Consider the following 16,004-nt stretch of genomic DNA (forward strand, 5'->3'; position numbering starts at 1 on the left):
GGGCGGTGATGTACGCCCACCGCTCCTCCCCATCTTTTTCAAAAGTCCTACTGAGGCTCTTCGCAGCGGTTAGCATAATTTTTTTGCTCTATTTCGGATACTCGACGTTTAACGAACACGATCCTCTCCGTGAGAGGCTTTACCATCTTGGGTACCCTGAAAGCGGCCATATAATCCAGGGAGACAAAATCCTCTGGAGCGATGGCCACTTAACAATCCTCCAAGGAGAATACGTCGAGAATTACCCAATTACTGCAGAGCAGGCTTACAACATCGTTCTCCAGTACCTTGCTAGTTACAACGCTAAGCTCAGGCAATATGGCTACAAGCTTGAACCGAAGAAGTCCAGCCTCACAGAGAAGGAAAAGGACGACCAGCTCTATTGGGTTTTTGAGCTGAAGCTCAAGTCGGACAGGGATTCTATGTTCGCGGGCTTTGCGTGGGTGAACCGGAAGACCGGAACCGTGGAAATCAAAGGCATTTTGGGGTGATGGTGGTGAGAAAGCTTCTGGCCATAGTATTCATGTATATCCTAATAGGAAGTCTCGGGCAGGCCCTAGCTGCGGAAACCTACCAAGCATACACATGGGAGGGAATCCTCAAGAATGGCCAGACCCTATACATATCCGATAACTATCTCAATGCGAGCATTACAGTTCTAGTTCGGCCCGTGGCCCTCCTCCAGGTGGGTAGTGTTCCTTACTTCCTTGCAAACGGGACGGTGATTATCGGCAAAATGAACGTGACTGTCGTTCCCCTAAATAGAACCACGATGTCAGTTCTCATTAAATCCAGTGAGCCGTTCTCAGCCACTTTCTGGCCTATTGTCAGGACTAAGACAGTGATCGTGAACCAAACAGTTATTGTAAACCAGACGAACGAAACTCTGATCAAAGAGCTCCGAGCGCTGATTAATCAGCTCAATGAAACCATACAGGAAAAAGAGACCCTAATTCAAAATCTAACTAAAGAACTCGAGCAGGCCCATGCCCTGAATAGTGAAAAAGAAGAAATGATCCAAAACCTTTCTCGTCGGTTGGGAAACCTCCTAGAGCAGATTAAGGATTTAGAACAGCAAAATGGACAACTCAAGGCCAACAACTCCTTGCTCCATGAGAGAGTAGCTAATCTCATCGAGGAACTAAATGCTAGCAGGACCATCATAGCGCAGCTTAACTCCACCCTTCTAAAGAAGGACCTCGCCATTGAAAACCTCACCTTGCAAATACAGCAGAAGCTAAAACAAATCAACACTCTAACTTCAGAGAATAAAAAGCTAAAGAGTCAGGTTTCTGAGCTGGAACGCAAACTGAAATCCTCGAACCTCACAGCCCTCCAGGAGAGGCTCCTGAACCTCACGAAGGAGAATCGCGATCTCAAGGCCCAATTGGCAAATCTTACAATGAAGTACAACCAGCTCAAAGGGAAGGCCGATTTCTTGGAGCAGCAGAATAAAGAGTACCACGGAATAATAGAGCAAGTGATGAGCGAAGAGAACCAGCGGAGTAAACAGAGTTACATCGAGAAGGCAAAGAAAGAGAAGCTAATCGGTTCAATTTTGCTGAAGGGCATTCTCACTGCTCTGATAATCACCAGTGTGGTGGGATACCTTTTATACAGGAAAAAGAGGTCGTGGGAGCTTGGCGGTCTCTAAAAAAGCATTGTGGGAGAACTACATAGTTTTATTTTCAAAGCACAATAGGGGAAGCCCCCATTTCGGGAAAGAAACGATAAGAAAGCTCGAAAGTATGAAATTGTGAAACATCGCGCAATCTCTTTCAATCATAGAAAGCACCTGGAGGGATGGGTTAGATGGGAGTATCAATCTACATAGGGAAGAACACGGACAAAGAAAAACGCTACGTGGAGTTAAAAGAAAATGAGGCCAACCACATCACATTCCTCGGCCCAAGCGGGAGCGGGAAGACCACAGTCATGAGAGCCCTAGCAGAGGAAATATTCCAGAACGTCCCCGGAGCCCTTGTTGTGGTTATCGAGCAGAAGTACGACAAGAACAAGGCAAAGGATCTCATGGACTTCCTAACCCTCGTTACGAAGAAGAAAGGCCCCGACTTTGTGAAAGAGAACCTCCAACCCCTGCTCCAGTACTACAACATCCTCAAGAACGACGGCGTACTCCACGGTAAACCCGGAGACTTCGCCTTTGGCTGGCCTAATTACCCGTTCACCCTATATCCACCGTTTCCAGGGGACAAACACTCAATCCTCAGCTGGCACGGCCTGAAACCAAAAGCGTTCCCCGTGAAGAGAATAGTCTTCCGGCCAGTCAGAGACCTAGAAGCCATTGAAAAAGACAACCACTGCGCGGTTAGAGAAGGAAAAGTCCGCTACAAAGACGTGGACTTTGACTTTATAGCTAGGCTAGCGCAGATTAACAGGAACACTATCTATGGGCGCATCATCCGGCAGGCATGGGACCTTGAGAAAAAGAGAGACCCCGACGAGCTTGAGAGGTTCGGATATGAGTGGGAGCGGAAGTACCGCCCGAACTCTAACGTGCCAAGTACAACGCTCCTCAGCATCCTCGAGGTCTGTGCCCTACTGAGAAGCGACACAATCTTCTCAAAGAACAGAGATTTCACCTCAGAGCTCTCAACCGACGTTATCAACGTGATAGACTTCTCCGCTAACTCCGAACTAAGCCCGGCAGAGGAAGCCTGGATTTTCAAGCATTTAGTCATGTACATCATCACCAAATTCGTCCGCTTCAGGAACACGCCGGTCTTCTTCATCATTGATGAAGTCCAGAACCTCCTCCAGCATCCCGACGGCAGAAAAGCCCTGGACAAGCTGAACAGAGAAGGCCGTTCCAATTGGGTGAACATTATCAGCGGGACACAATACATGTACGGCCTACCGGCCTTCCTCATCTATGGAGCCGCACACATCGGAATCATCGGGAGAATAGCCAGCGCAGACGACGAGATGCTCCTAAGAAAAGTCATCAGAGACTTTCACAGGATCAAGAACCCCAAAGTGAAGAGCTTTACCGAGTACAAGAACGTTAAGCCCTGGCTAAAGGGCCGCGGCTGGTTCTCCTTCGATAAAATGTACACCGAGCGGATTTACTTCCGCCCTCCACAAAGTTTGTGAGGTGATGAACATGTTCGGGTTTAGGAAAACAAAGAAAGAGAAAATCATACAGGAGGAAATCCGCTCTGAAAAGGGTGATACCATCCCAATAGTTCCCGACGTTCGTATCCAGGAGCACGCCAAAAAGCTTCGAGAGCTTAACTACAAATTTGCCCAAGTTTACGAGCCAAAGCAGAGGGTTATTATATGGTTCAACGGGAAAGAGAGCCGCGTAATAGGGTACCCTATCGGCCTCCGAGAGGACCTCAACGACTACGTAATACTCTACCAAGTCCGGCCCCCAAGCTGGCTCGACAGTATAGTCCACAGCCTGCTGAGAGTCGTCGGCAAAAGCCCGCCAACAGCCATAATCCGCGTTCCAAAGAAAATCGCCTATTTCGGTGACGAAACAATAACAATCCTCGCGAGTGCATTCATCATGAACGAATACTACGAGTACGAAGCAATCCCACTCACCATGGACGAGACCGATGTGAAGCTTTACCTCGCCCTCAAGAAAGAGAATGACATGCTTTGGGACCTGATAACAATCCTCCGCTACCGCGTGCCTGAAGTCGTTGAAGACGCCATGAAAATGAACCCGAGGATAAAGACCTACATGAGCACCAAACAGCAGAATCCCGATGAGGGAACCAAGGAAGAGCGGTTCGGCGGCATTGAAGTGGCCTTCGAGGACAACCCGTTCAAGCGCTGGAGGGTTTGAAATTGGCCGAGGATGCCTTTAAGACTCTTCCCACTGAACTTGATGATCTCCTTAGTTCAGAAACAAAAAACTCGGAAAAACCTCCCTCTAGGTCTTCTACAGGAGACAGCAGGCCAGGGAAACTTCCAAAAGCAAAACTGAACAGGAAACTAATCACTGCGATAGTTCGGCGGCTTCGCATTCTTTACCTTGATGTTCCAAAGAAGGAGGACCGCATACTCATCAATGAAATCCTTGACGACCTTGAGCAGTTGATGATACTGAACGGGATTGCATGTGAACTGATCGGGGTGGAATGCAAAGAAAGAGAATAACTCTAAAATCCTTTCCTTTTTTTCTACAGTAGAAAACTTTATAAGGCAAAGCCTTCTACAGTATAACGGTGGGACCAATGCTAAAAGTCAGGGTCCGCAAGCACATCAAGAGGCAGAAGAAAAGGGGCAAAGTCTATAACGTTGAGCAGAGGCTTATCTACATCCCCTCAAAGGCCGAGCTTCCAGAGGAAGTTTACATCCTCGCTCCAGAAGAGCTTAAAGAGCTGGCCGAGCTGATTCCAGAGGAAAAGAGGCCGAGCTGGCTGGTGGTGGAATGAAGACACTCGTCGTCTCCGTAGACAGAAGCAGGCAGAAAAGAACCATCTACGCATTAGTCGAGGTAGAGTATAATAACCTTGAGTACATCCGAGAGAAAGGCAGTTGGCTTAAACACTTAGCAGAACTCCCAAAACAGGAACGGCGGAACTACATTGCGAAATTTCCGAGCAGATTTGAAAAGATAAAGCCCTACCTAGAGAAAATTATCATAACTCCATTTTTGGGTGAGATTAGGGACGAAGTGGCTTCTAAATCCGAAAGTATTCGGGTTCTAATTCTTGACGATGCAGTACTCAAAAAGTTTAGTGAGTACTTGAACCAAAAGAATGTCTTCAAAGAGAGCTTGGCTAAGAAGAGATACGAGTTTCGACAAGTTGTTCTCCTCACGGACAATCTCGCGTATATTAGTCGTGAGATTTACGAGAAGAATCCAAATCCAAACGCACTCAAGAAAGAACTGCGGAAAAGAGGAATACTATGAAGCCCCTCTCACGGTGCATCCCCGGCTTCATAAGGGTCTGCCAGGGCCACCACTCGAAGGGCCCGCCAACTCCGTCCCCAACGGGACCTCATGCTAGTGCGGCTCATCGCCCGATCATTCTCACGGGCTCATCACAGGATACACCAACAAAATATATAAAGATTTCTCACGGCAATCGACCGACCTCTTGGCCATCAACAAAAAACCCGGCCTTCCTCCAGGAGAGCTTCTTAATCTCCAACACGTGCTCATCATTCGGCCCTATCCTGAACTTCTCCCCAACCTTGATCTTTGCATCCAAAACAACACCATTCACAGCAACCCCAAACTTCCACCCACCAGCAGGCCAGAACTCATACGTCTCTCCGCCCACACTCAGAACGAGACGCTTTTGACCCACTCCTACCGCGATGAGGCCTACTATCACCCACACAATACCAATTGAGAAAAGCAGGCCTCCCACGGTATAATCATAGTAATATTTAAGGATCTCCAAATGCAGAACCTTGGGCGTCACCAAGCTAATGGTATTATCAATATACAACGTATAATTGCCTTCTTCTGGAGCAGTGAAGATGACGTGAACCGGACTCTCAACAAGCCCAAAGTCTTTGATCTTCCGTCCGCCTTCCTTTACATAAATCCAGATGTCATTATTTCCTCCGTTCACCGTTCCCCTAACTTCCAGCTTTTCCCCCTTCTTGAGTGTAAACCAAGGATGGAAATAGTACTGAGGCTGTAACTTGTAATCTATGTTAGCCTCCACCTTTGAGGACATCGGCGGACTCACTATAAGAGCAAGGCCAAGGAACAAGATAATCAACGAAATTGTAAGAAATCCCCACACCTTTTTACTTCGAACCCGCCTGTACCCCACGACAACACCAGGAACAGGTTTCAAGCCCCTCGGCTCAGCGATCTCCTTCAAACTAACCGCATCCTCACTCATCCCGGGCCCTCCTCCGCTCGTTTTTGAATCAGCAATTAGGGCGTTTACGCCGAGCTATAAGAAGCTTTCGCCAAAGTTTCCACCAGACCCGGGTAAAAATCCCCCACGCGAGAAAATTTCTCAAACCTTTTAAGGAATAGCACAGTATTGACAAACATGAATCACTAATCCAGAGGTGAGCACATGAGCGAGAGCGTCCAAGTCATCATTCACCGCATCGAGAGACTAGAAAAAGAACTCGAAGAACTCAGACACGAGCTCAACACCCTCAAAAAAATCCTCCCAAACCTCAAAACTCTAGAGCTCTCCGGAGAGCTTGCCGGTTACAAACTAAAAAAACCAATCACCCTCAAAATCGAGTACAATCACAAAACCAGCACATGGTGCGTCGAAAATCCGGACCTAGAACTCTACGGGTGCGGACAAACCCTTGACGAAGCACTAACAGACGCCGAAGAAGTATTCAAGGCACTCATAGAAGAATACGTTCTCGAAGACGAGAACAACCTCGACAAAGACGCCGAAAAACTGAGAGACGCCCTCCTCAAACACATAGAGGTGAGCCCATGAAGCGAAGAGAACTCCAGAAAGCACTACGAAAGAAAGGCTTTGTAGAAAAGGAAGGAGGAAGCCACACCAAATACATCCTGTATGAGAACGGCAAGAAAAAGCGCGTGATGACAATCATCAGCAGAGGAAAAGACAAAGAGGAACTCGGTCCAGCCCTCGTGAGGAGAATAATGAAACAGCTCCACTTCGACGACCCCAAACAGTTCGACGACTTTGTGAAATGCCCAATGAGCTACGAAGACTACCTCACCATGCTCCGCGAGAAAAAAGTGATTTAGAGGTGAGCCAATGACCGACCAAGAAGCTAAAATCATCGAGCCGCTGGCGAAGTCTTATGTAAGGAATGACTTAAAAATCTCATGGGTTATAATAGTCTATAATAATTTATAACGGTGATCACTATGACATCGCCTCCAGAGAAGCCCCTAAGGAAAATATGGCTCAAAGTAAAAGGAGAGCATGTAAAGGATCACAAAATCAGGGCTCTTCTCTTAGCTGAACTTTTAGAGAACTTCCAGAGATTACTCTACGAACTTTCAACTAAAAAGTCAATTAAAAGGGAACACCTAACCCTCTATGTTGAAACAATTCAAGAAGGAAGTTCTGCAATAGGAATGTTACCTTACTCAGGTTTCGCATATTTAGATGGGAGTGGTCCAGCATATCGCATTATAGAGGATCAAATAATAAACTATCTCTCCAAAATAAATAACGAAAAAGAGCTCCTAGAGTGGTTACTAACTCGACATACCGAAAAAGAGGCACTCAGCATTCTAAAAAGGCTTATGAAATTATGGTCTGACGAAGAAAAAGAAATAGAGATTGGCATCGGGGAAACTCCCACCCAAGGAAAGTTCTCAAAGTTCAATCCCCAAAAAAAGAGAATAGTTGAGACTGCCTATGAGACCCTAATGAAGAAATTCTCCAAGGAAATTGCGGGAGCAATCACCAGAGTGTCTCTGGATCAGCACCCCCCACGATTTGCAGTGTATACCGAAGACGGAAGAATCGTTTGGGGCAAATTTGACCCAATAAAACAGCCAGAGCTCAAAGAGAAAATCAAGCACAACATCGAGCGTCCTGTTATGGTGAGAGGCGTTTTAAACGAAGCTAAAAACGAATTCGAATTGGTAGAGAACATAAAACCATTAGACGAGATACCTATCGATGACTTAGATGGACTGCCTCTTAAGGAGCCAATCCCCCTCAAAGTCACTTTTGAAATAGTGCCCGAGCCTGAAGGGAAGAAAGAAATCAAAGTATGGTGCTTGGAAAACGACGAACTCAACATAGTGGGTTGCGGGCGAACACTCAATGAAGCACTGGAAAGGGCCAAAGAAGACCTGAGCCTCCTAATCGAAGAATACCTGACAACAGATGACGAACAACTCCACGAGTCAGCAATTAGAGTTAAAAGAAAACTTAAAGACCTCGTGGAGGGCTGAACATGCGCAAAACCTACAAAGGGCGGCAGATAATAAACTCACTAAAGAAAAAAGGATTCAAAGAAGAAAACCGCGACCACGTTTATCTCACTCTGCTCATTGACGGCAAAGAAACAAAAATCAGAACCAAAATAAGCCACAGCCACAAGTCCAAACAAATCCCTACCTGGATTCTCGTGGAAATCGCAAAAAAACTCGGCTTTAAGGACCCCCACACCCACAAAGTAGACTGGCCAGCATTCTACGACCTTATAGACTGCCCGATGGATTACCCCTCATACATTCATTACCTCCAACAAAAAGGCATCATATAGAGGTGAGCCAATGACCGACCAAGAAGCTAAAATCATCGAGCCGCTGACCGATAACTAGAAAAGCCCAAAAGATTTTTATTATCCTTCGTATTCTCTGTGGTGATGCCATGCAAAGGATGACCCTAGCTCTAGGCCTCGTGGCGATTTTACTGACTTCACTCGTTAGTGGATGCATAAGCGAAAACAAAACACCAACCAGCACAACCTCAACTGTTTCAGCCACGGAAGAAAGCACCAGCACCCCAACCATATCCAAAAGCCAAATCTCCACAACATCAGCCCCGCAGACCACTACGAGTATAATACACAGCACTAAATGGAAACTTCTCCCAAAGCCTAAGATGTGTAATGACTGGAGAGACAACTTCGATAAGTCTCTCTACTGCGCACTAACTCCAAACACACTCTCCGAGTTAGGACAAATGTTAACCACGACAATAGCACCTCATGCAAATTCCTCTACCGAGAAAGTGTACTACGTCCTCAGCTATGGCACGATAAACATAGCGCTAGACGAGGTAAAAGAAAACAAAAGCATGAGTCTTGGACATTACTACGACATAAAAACTCCAATGGAAACAATCAAAAGCAAAGGTGGCTCCAGAGCAGACATAGCGCTCCTATACGCGGGATTCTTCCTGAACATCTTCAACGAAGCTTACATCTACTACTCAATCCAGAACTCGACAGCTTTTGACGTAGAAGCAGGCTTCCACTATGAAGACATTAATTACACTACTCTCTGGCCATATCCATTCCCCCTACCATACACTCAATACGAAAGAATACTGACAATGCACGCAGGGCACGAAATCCACGACCTGATACTGTACAGGATAACCAAACATCCCAATGGGGACATCACCATAGAAAAAAGATACGTGCCAATCCAAGAGAGGGAAAAATGGAGCATCCACCTTTACAACAGCGAAATGACTCTAACATACCAGAACCTCCAAGAACTCCAAAAAGACATGAATGCCATGTTCCTTCAAGCCCTTCAATCCAAAGGATACACCTACACTTACAATCCCAATCTACAATATGACTATCAAGCCAAGAGATACACCCACACTTATCCCCTCGGCACGTACTTCTACACAAAACCATTCCATAGAGAATTCGCAACAGGAATGCTGATATCCCTCCTGTCAGCCTCAAACGCCATAAGTGACCTCGAAAAATACCACGAGTACTATATCACAGCCCAAACATCTCTTGATGACTTAGTACTAACCCTCTATACCAAATAACGCCGCTACTCCTTTTTCCTTTTAACTCCAGCCCCCAAGTAAAAATCTCACGCACGGGAAAATTTCTCAAACCTTTTAAGCATTCATACCGTAAGAATAATTCGTAAAATCAGCACTGCTGAGGTGAGACAGTGAAAGAAGCCAAAGAACCACTGGCCAAGTTTCATGCGAAGTTGGACAAAGAAGGCAGGGTAGCTATTCCCAAAACCATCAGGGAAGCCTTGAATATCAATAAAAATGACTATGTGGAAGTTATTGTCCGTAAAATCAAAATTGACCCCGAAACAGCCACAATCGAGGTCCTTAAGCAGGGTTATCTAATCACAAGAGTTGGGACAAGAGGCCTTATTTTTCTTCCTGCTGACCTCAAGAAAGACTTTGAACTGCGCGAAAAAGACATTGTGGAGGTTCTTCTTCTCGGTTATCACAAGTTTGACGAGTTAGTCAGTGAAAAAGGTAAACAGCTACTTTCCAAGGTTCAAACGTCAGGAAAATGGATTGAAATCAAGCCTGGAGAACTAATTCCAGAAGACAAAATCATGAAACACTTCACTTATGTTTTTGTTTGAGTTTAATATTAAGTACTTATAATTCAATTAGCGAGAAAGAGAAGAGTAAAGAGTAGTATCTGTTCTTTGAAGCGTTCTCGTGGCTTCTTTAAAGATGGCTTAATTAATATGCAGGAAAAATATTTGAATTTACGAACTTGGCTCGTCATGGGTTGAACATTTCCGCTGATTTTTATACATGACCGTCCACGCAATCTTTTTAAGAAGTTCTCCCGTACTATCTTACGAGAAATATTCTCGTTCGAGAAAAAATCTCGTAAGGTGGTGAAGGTGGGAAGACGGATGAAGTATGATGGGCCTGTCAAACGCTTCGAAGCATGGCTACCATATGACGTCTACAAGGAGATGGAAGAAGAGAAGCAGCGTAGGAACATTTCGTGGCCTGAACTGATTCTTGACATGTGGGCAAAATACAAAGCCACAACAAGGTGAGTTCTATGAGAATTCCCGCGAGAGGCCCTGGCCGTCCACGGAAATGGAAAAGCCCTCTGATACAGTGGAGGGCAGATATACCGTTGGAGGATTTTGAATTTGCCGAGGAGGAGAGAACTAAGTTGGGCCTCTCGCGGGCGGAGTTCTTCCATGCACTTCTTCACCACACAAATTGGAGCGTGGTAGAGCTTCACTCGGAGAATAAAAAGAAAGATGAGCGGATAAAAGAGCTTGAAAAAGAAAATGAGGATCTCAAGCATCTCGTTGAGCGCCTCCAAGAGCGGATCGAGAAGCTTGAGCTTGAGAACCAGGCACTCAAGCAGGGCCGCTCTGTTAGATCCTACCAGGACGCCAGGATGCTCAAGGCCCTCGCTGAAAAGGCCAAGGAAGGCGTAGCTTGGAAGGCCCTCTGCGCGGAAGTCCTCGGCCTCAGGGACGAGAACAAGATCAAGCGCCTGCTTAAGCTGGCTTTCGTAGTGAAGAAGGATCAGCACAACAGGTTCCCGGACAAGTTCTACCCGAAGGACATTGCAGAGGAATTCAAGGGATGGATCCTCAAGAGGCCCGGCGAAAAGGCCGACATCATTGACTACGTCCTCTACAGGGAAGACACTCTCAAGGCCGCGAAGGGTCTCCTCGTTGGGGAGGCCGTCGCTAGAACCGTCCCGCAGGTCCAGACCCTCAAGAGCGGGAAGGCCGCTGAGCAGTACCTCTCCGCTGTTCTCGAGATTGCATATGCTGAGTACGCCCGGCTCATCCAGCAGAGGAGGGGCAAGCAGGCCAAGGAGTTCATAGAGACTGAGGTGGGCCGGCGGCTGGAGAAGGCCCTTGAACGGGTTGATCCGGCCGACAGGAGGAGGGCGGTTCTGGCAGTGATAGAGGAGCATGAGTCGGCCTGGAATGAGGCTTTCGTTTCTAACCTGCGGCGCGTTGCCATGCGCGCCTTAACGAAAAAGCTGGAGGTGATTTCCGATGTCTGCGTGGCGAGTTAGAATATTTGTAGACGGAAATCTCGACAGGCTTGAAAAGAAGATAAATTCCTTTCTCAACTCGCTTAATGGCGAGTTACTGTGCGTGGATATTGGAATTAACCAGAGTATAACTTTGCGCGAGTATATAGCCCTCGTATGCTATCGACTTTCAGAGTGAACCCTCAATACCTTCCAAATGATCAAGAGAATTATCCCTTCCACCAGCAAGTAAGCCGCAACTATATCTTGGGTGGGCCTATGGTTCAGCAAAAGCCAGAGCGTGGGCGTCCCGTATATGACCACTAAGAGAGTAATTGTCTCATTTTCCAAATTAAAGCTCTGGAGGGAACCAGCTAACACCCAAATTTGTGGAAGAAGAACCGGAAATACCAAAGCCAGAAAAATGTATATTAAACCAACTGAAATTCCCTCAAAAAATTCCGAGTTAAGAATCACGTACATCAATGGGGCCACTAAAAGATTCAAGCCAATGAACGCGCCTAAAAAGGAAACAATGGCAATCCGCAACTGTTTTTGTGGAGTTCCTTCTCTATTGCTAATTGTCTCCAAATACTTCACGAGCTCGCCATTTACAAGCAAAATAACACCATACGTAGCCAGCGCAGTCAATCCAGCTTGAAGATCATATATCGGATGAAGACTCTTGATGACTGAATTAGTACTCACGATAAGTGCACCGAAAAATACAAATAACCCTACAACTAACCCAATCCTGCGAAGCACGACACTTCCCCCCAAATCTTTTCACTTTTCCCAAATTGATGACTACAAAACCTTTATATAATTCCTTCCGTAAGGGAATATCGGTGAGAGAGATGGCCAAGTTTGATGGTTACGAACTCATACTGGAGACTCCCGAAGAGCTCCAGAACTTCGTGAGAGCATTTGAGAAAGCTAAAGAGCGAGACCCCAAAGAGGTAGAGGATACTATAAACAAAGTCCTAGGCCTTATGGGCGTTCTTTGAGTTGAGTTCTTTTCTGGAGCAATTCCATAAGCCTCTTTCTAACTCCTGAAACCTCTTTAACAAAAGGATATACCAACTCATAAGTCCCCCCTGCAGAGACTACACAAAAGCCCTCAGCCAAAGAATTTTTCTTGGGATTAAGATAGAACTGCTTAGCAACTTTCTTTTTTGCATGAAGAGACAACCCAACACCACCAATTTGAGCGGCATAAAGAATTGCATAAGGTTTAATGACCTCTGCCAGAAGCTCGCCGCCAATACCCCTACCTTGATACTCCTCTTGAATACCAAACTGGCCAAGGAGTATCGTTGGAACAGAGGAATACTTAATATCCATCCCAAGTAATTCCACAAGACGCTTCCTTAATTTTTCAACAAGCTCTCTCTGGTTCTCTGGCAGATCATCTCTAATCTTCAAACTCACAATAAACGGAGACAAGGTAAAATACCCCAAAAGCTCCTCTCCAGAGAGGACAACAAACACAGTCGATAAGCCTCTGCTATGAGAGTTCCACGCGTCATTCCTCGCAAAATCTGTTTGCTCTTTACCCTTAGGTCCGGCGTCAAAGGACCTCATAAGATCTATATGAGTAGAATTCAGGAACTCTATTCTAACCGTGCCATCCAGCGCCTTTAGTTTAACAGTCTGAGGAAACAAGAGCTTCATCAATTTTAATCCACCGGAAAGTTAAACCCCGATGGAACTTAAATAAATTACGTACGGAATTATTTCAACCACCTCCGATAAGCACTTTAACGGTAAACCTTATGAGCATGAAGCCAAGGTAAGAAAAACCTTAATATACATCGTGAGGTCTATACCCAAAACAATGGCTCGCGATGACATCTTTCCGGATATGATTGAACGACGCCATGTGATTTTACAGATCATCGCAAGTGCAATTTTTATAGCTATAGCTGTGGGCATCATTTCAAGTTCACTTGTAGAGATTATGAATATCGTTAATATATCGCTTGGGCTTAGAATCATTCTTTCTATCTTGATAATAGTTGGTTCAACACTATGGCTAACGAATTACTACCTAGGTGAAACTATTACTACCAATTTTTCAATGCCTCTGCTAGTAAATAAAGATTCTGGAGAGTTTTATCCACTGGATTATTTTCCCGCATTCAAGGCATTTGAAGTTAGCAAGATATTCAAACAAAAAGCATTAGTCCAGGCCAATGATATCAAACTTGATGATCCTAATATTCAAGACTTAATTGAATGGATTTTGATAAGATATCTTCCAGAAATACACTCAATAAAAATAGTAAGTTCGGTATTTGGGAGAACATCTCCAGTCTTGTCTCCAAGTCCTATGTCCTTTGTGGATATATCTAAAGCATTTGAAAACAACATCTTCGTAAAGGAAGCCAAAATTTATTGGCAGGATAATGAATTTCATACCTCCATGCCGAAGGGAATTGTCATAAAAAGGGGAACTCCTGAGGATAATACAATTAGTGCAGAAGGAGAGGTTGTACTTCAGGGAAAATTATTAACCCCACTAAATTTTCTGTCAATAACTGCTACTGTTGTTAAGATCCAAGTTGGAGCTCCTACATCCTTATTGTACCTGATCGGATGTACTCCGAAGGCTCTTGTTATTGGTGAAAACAAAATTATCTGCAAAGAGAGGGAGATTAGTGGAAAAGAAGCAGAAGAACTGATGAAATGGGTAGAAATTAGATGCATAGTGACAGTTAGATACAAAATGCGGGGATGGCTGTTTTTTCATCCAAAATTCCGAGACTGGTATCATTGGGCACAAGATTTAGTCTCACATGCAAAGACATATTTTGACTTTGATACGTACCTTGAAGAAAGAAACAAAAGATAATTCCAAAGAGATCCGCAATTAAGACAACCCGATGAGCAGAACTTAATTTTGTACATCTGACTATTAATCGCCTATTTAGCATCGAGCTTAACGGTAAACCCTATAAGATAATAAGCACAATAAGGACATGAGTGTGTCCATACAGGTAACCGTCCGGGAGGGAGAGGCTTGGCCGACCAGGATAACGCTAAAATCATCGAGCCGCTGGCGAAGTATCCTACAAAGGTAATGATTCAAGGGAGAATTACGTTGATAAGCACAATTAGGGAGTACTATCGCATTGATCTCGGAGATTTTATTGAAGTCATCATAAGGAAGCCTTCAGAGGAAGGACTCCTGAGAGGGCATTTCTTGGCTAGGGTTTATGACAAAGGATATATGACGATCCCCAAGGGACTCAGAGATGAGCTTGGAATCCAAAAGGGCGATTTTGTAGAGGTTCTTATCGTCGACATAATCAAACCGGAAGAGCTTCTCGGCGAAAAGGCCAAACTCCTCAGAGGCGTGATAAAGGGCAAGTATGAGATCCTGACCCCTGAACAGGAAGCCACAAACTTAGACATTAATTACGTACGTAACGTATTTAAGATTGGGGAGCTAGGAATTATGTAAGCTAAACAGTCATCACATTGGCCAGGATCAAATTGTATTCCAGAGGTGTGACCATGGCGCAGGCACTATCGGAAATGAATCCACAAGGAATGTATGAGATACCTCCTCAGAAAGAGGACAGTTCTATATTCACAGAAAAAGCTAGTTCGCTTAATGAATTATATGAACTCATCGAGGATAAGTACATGCACAACATTGCAAAGCATGCCCTTACTGTTGGAATCTCAACGTGTTCAATAGATATCCAAAGTGAAAATCTATTAAGAACCCTTCTTTTTAGGAAAGTAACCTTTGAAATTGAGAGAATAACAGAAAGACTATACTACGTTAGGCTTGGGAAAGATCTGATCTTAGATTATTACCTAATCAGAGACGGAAAAACGCGTGACGAAAGCAGAACGTTCTATTTGTTCCTAAGTGACGATAACCGGGCTAGGACTATATTGCACACCTTCTTTAGAAACGCCAAACCATATTTTGAAAGCTCCCTGATATCTCAACAAGACATATTCGATATTATAGACGAATTTGCAGAGAGTACGCAAACCAGACTGCTATTTGTTGATGGCACTCTTAAGATGCCTGGAGAAACAAGAAGAATATGGAAAAAGAGGCCGCTAGCATATGACCGAGAACTTCTAACGAGAATAGCAACTGAAAATAATGGCCGGTGGAGTTCAATTGTTGTTCAGACTGAAGATAATGGCATGAAATTTAGAATATATGAAGAAGGATTTGTAACTCTTTATCACGGCTCATATAAACGCCTCTATATGTATGTTATCCGGCCGCTCCTTAGAAAAATTGACGAGAAATCCAGCATTTTCAGGGAAGTTGAAAGAGATGCCCCATCTGATTCCTCACTTAAAATAATACAACTCACATATCCCACGGAAATAGACCGAGAGACCCTCTTCCATATCAGGAATGTACTGAGCACTAAGTACCTGTCCAGCGTACTTCATGCAGGAAACCCCTATCTCCATATGGAACTCATTGACAGAAAGGACTTTTCCAACTTGGCACTCTTCGCATCCGGAAATAAGATTGACTTGGTTCCTGGTAGAGGAGTTACTTTCTCTACCCTCATAGAAATCGTATCTCTCCTCCTTGATATCCTTCCAACTCTGCAGATACGTATCAAACCTGCAGAGGTCGAGTGAAT

22 protein-coding genes are annotated in these 16,004 nt (G+C 44.9%); 19 read left to right on the plus strand and 3 right to left on the minus strand.

Annotation, left to right across the window (positions count from 1 at the left end):
• Positions 1 to 8 precede the first annotated feature (8 nt).
• The 7 genes from ACZ5AM_RS07865 (at position 9) to ACZ5AM_RS07895 (ending at position 4,891) form a co-directional block, all read left to right on the plus strand.
• On the plus strand, positions 9 to 491 hold the full coding sequence (locus tag ACZ5AM_RS07865; protein WP_464914456.1) for a hypothetical protein: 483 nt from the start codon (positions 9 to 11) through the stop codon (positions 489 to 491).
• Positions 491 to 1,654: a hypothetical protein gene (locus ACZ5AM_RS07870; protein ID WP_464914457.1), complete on the plus strand. Its 1,164-nt coding sequence runs from the start codon at positions 491 to 493 to the stop codon at positions 1,652 to 1,654. The genes ACZ5AM_RS07865 and ACZ5AM_RS07870 overlap by 1 nt, the downstream gene beginning before the upstream one ends.
• 158 nt (positions 1,655 to 1,812) lie before the next feature.
• Positions 1,813 to 3,114, plus strand: a complete 1,302-nt coding sequence (locus tag ACZ5AM_RS07875) for an ATP-binding protein (RefSeq protein ID WP_464914458.1) — start codon at positions 1,813 to 1,815, stop codon at positions 3,112 to 3,114.
• A gap of 4 nt (positions 3,115 to 3,118) precedes the next feature.
• Positions 3,119 to 3,817 carry a hypothetical protein gene (locus ACZ5AM_RS07880; protein ID WP_464914459.1) on the plus strand — a complete coding sequence of 233 codons (699 nt, stop codon included), beginning with the start codon at positions 3,119 to 3,121 and terminating at the stop codon, positions 3,815 to 3,817.
• A 2-nt stretch (positions 3,818 to 3,819) separates the two neighbouring features.
• Positions 3,820 to 4,131, plus strand: coding sequence for a hypothetical protein (locus tag ACZ5AM_RS07885; RefSeq protein ID WP_464914460.1), 312 nt, complete (start codon positions 3,820 to 3,822; stop codon positions 4,129 to 4,131).
• 77 nt (positions 4,132 to 4,208) lie between these two features.
• Complete coding sequence (locus ACZ5AM_RS07890) at positions 4,209 to 4,409, plus strand: t26-17p (RefSeq protein ID WP_464916070.1); 201 nt, start codon at positions 4,209 to 4,211, stop codon at positions 4,407 to 4,409.
• Positions 4,406 to 4,891, plus strand: coding sequence for a hypothetical protein (locus tag ACZ5AM_RS07895; protein ID WP_464914461.1), 486 nt, complete (start codon positions 4,406 to 4,408; stop codon positions 4,889 to 4,891). The genes ACZ5AM_RS07890 and ACZ5AM_RS07895 overlap by 4 nt, the downstream gene beginning before the upstream one ends.
• A gap of 166 nt (positions 4,892 to 5,057) precedes the next feature.
• Here the strand turns inward: ACZ5AM_RS07895 and ACZ5AM_RS07900 are convergent, their stop codons facing one another.
• A complete protein-coding gene (locus tag ACZ5AM_RS07900; protein WP_464914462.1) occupies positions 5,058 to 5,840 on the minus strand; it encodes a p24 family protein in 783 nt (260 codons plus the stop codon).
• Between the two features lie 183 nt (positions 5,841 to 6,023).
• Here ACZ5AM_RS07900 and ACZ5AM_RS07905 point away from each other — a divergent pair, with 183 nt between their 5' ends.
• From ACZ5AM_RS07905 to ACZ5AM_RS07940, 8 genes are all read left to right on the plus strand, one after another.
• On the plus strand, positions 6,024 to 6,410 hold the full coding sequence (locus ACZ5AM_RS07905) for a type II toxin-antitoxin system HicB family antitoxin (protein WP_464914463.1): 387 nt from the start codon (positions 6,024 to 6,026) through the stop codon (positions 6,408 to 6,410).
• The gene (locus tag ACZ5AM_RS07910; RefSeq protein WP_464914464.1) at positions 6,407 to 6,688 is read left to right on the plus strand and encodes a type II toxin-antitoxin system HicA family toxin; all 282 of its coding nucleotides are present in this window, start codon (positions 6,407 to 6,409) and stop codon (positions 6,686 to 6,688) included. The genes ACZ5AM_RS07905 and ACZ5AM_RS07910 overlap by 4 nt, the downstream gene beginning before the upstream one ends.
• Before the next feature lie 114 nt (positions 6,689 to 6,802).
• The gene (locus ACZ5AM_RS07915; RefSeq protein WP_464914465.1) at positions 6,803 to 7,855 is read left to right on the plus strand and encodes a hypothetical protein; all 1,053 of its coding nucleotides are present in this window, start codon (positions 6,803 to 6,805) and stop codon (positions 7,853 to 7,855) included.
• A gap of 2 nt (positions 7,856 to 7,857) precedes the next feature.
• Positions 7,858 to 8,169 (plus strand): hypothetical protein, encoded by a 312-nt coding sequence (locus ACZ5AM_RS07920; protein ID WP_464914466.1) that lies wholly within the window; start codon positions 7,858 to 7,860, stop codon positions 8,167 to 8,169.
• 107 nt (positions 8,170 to 8,276) lie between these two features.
• The gene (locus ACZ5AM_RS07925; RefSeq protein ID WP_464914467.1) at positions 8,277 to 9,422 is read left to right on the plus strand and encodes a hypothetical protein; all 1,146 of its coding nucleotides are present in this window, start codon (positions 8,277 to 8,279) and stop codon (positions 9,420 to 9,422) included.
• A 131-nt stretch (positions 9,423 to 9,553) separates the two neighbouring features.
• Entirely contained in the window at positions 9,554 to 9,991 is a 438-nt protein-coding gene (locus ACZ5AM_RS07930) for an AbrB/MazE/SpoVT family DNA-binding domain-containing protein (RefSeq protein WP_464914468.1), read from the plus strand.
• 264 nt (positions 9,992 to 10,255) lie between these two features.
• Complete coding sequence (locus tag ACZ5AM_RS07935; RefSeq protein ID WP_464914469.1) at positions 10,256 to 10,423, plus strand: hypothetical protein; 168 nt, start codon at positions 10,256 to 10,258, stop codon at positions 10,421 to 10,423.
• Between the two features lie 83 nt (positions 10,424 to 10,506).
• Entirely contained in the window at positions 10,507 to 11,415 is a 909-nt protein-coding gene (locus ACZ5AM_RS07940) for a hypothetical protein (RefSeq protein ID WP_464914470.1), read from the plus strand.
• A 138-nt stretch (positions 11,416 to 11,553) separates the two neighbouring features.
• Here the strand turns inward: ACZ5AM_RS07940 and ACZ5AM_RS07945 are convergent, their stop codons facing one another.
• A complete protein-coding gene (locus ACZ5AM_RS07945) occupies positions 11,554 to 12,153 on the minus strand; it encodes a hypothetical protein (protein WP_464914471.1) in 600 nt (199 codons plus the stop codon).
• Positions 12,154 to 12,221: 68 nt separating this feature from the next.
• Between ACZ5AM_RS07945 and ACZ5AM_RS07950 the strand changes: the two genes are divergently transcribed.
• Positions 12,222 to 12,380, plus strand: a complete 159-nt coding sequence (locus ACZ5AM_RS07950; RefSeq protein ID WP_464914472.1) for a hypothetical protein — start codon at positions 12,222 to 12,224, stop codon at positions 12,378 to 12,380.
• On the opposite strand, the gene ACZ5AM_RS07955 is transcribed toward ACZ5AM_RS07950, so the two are convergent.
• Entirely contained in the window at positions 12,364 to 13,047 is a 684-nt protein-coding gene (locus ACZ5AM_RS07955) for a hypothetical protein (protein ID WP_464914473.1), read from the minus strand. The genes ACZ5AM_RS07950 and ACZ5AM_RS07955 overlap by 17 nt on opposite strands.
• A 142-nt stretch (positions 13,048 to 13,189) precedes the next feature.
• Between ACZ5AM_RS07955 and ACZ5AM_RS07960 the strand changes: the two genes are divergently transcribed.
• The 3 genes from ACZ5AM_RS07960 (at position 13,190) to ACZ5AM_RS07970 (ending at position 16,002) form a co-directional block, all read left to right on the plus strand.
• Positions 13,190 to 14,227 carry a hypothetical protein gene (locus tag ACZ5AM_RS07960; protein WP_464914474.1) on the plus strand — a complete coding sequence of 346 codons (1,038 nt, stop codon included), beginning with the start codon at positions 13,190 to 13,192 and terminating at the stop codon, positions 14,225 to 14,227.
• Positions 14,228 to 14,395: 168 nt separating this feature from the next.
• Positions 14,396 to 14,839 carry an AbrB/MazE/SpoVT family DNA-binding domain-containing protein gene (locus ACZ5AM_RS07965; RefSeq protein ID WP_464914475.1) on the plus strand — a complete coding sequence of 148 codons (444 nt, stop codon included), beginning with the start codon at positions 14,396 to 14,398 and terminating at the stop codon, positions 14,837 to 14,839.
• Between the two features lie 53 nt (positions 14,840 to 14,892).
• Positions 14,893 to 16,002: a hypothetical protein gene (locus tag ACZ5AM_RS07970; protein ID WP_464914476.1), complete on the plus strand. Its 1,110-nt coding sequence runs from the start codon at positions 14,893 to 14,895 to the stop codon at positions 16,000 to 16,002.
• Positions 16,003 to 16,004 lie beyond the last annotated feature (2 nt).

The organism is Thermococcus fumicolans (assembly GCF_055386755.1).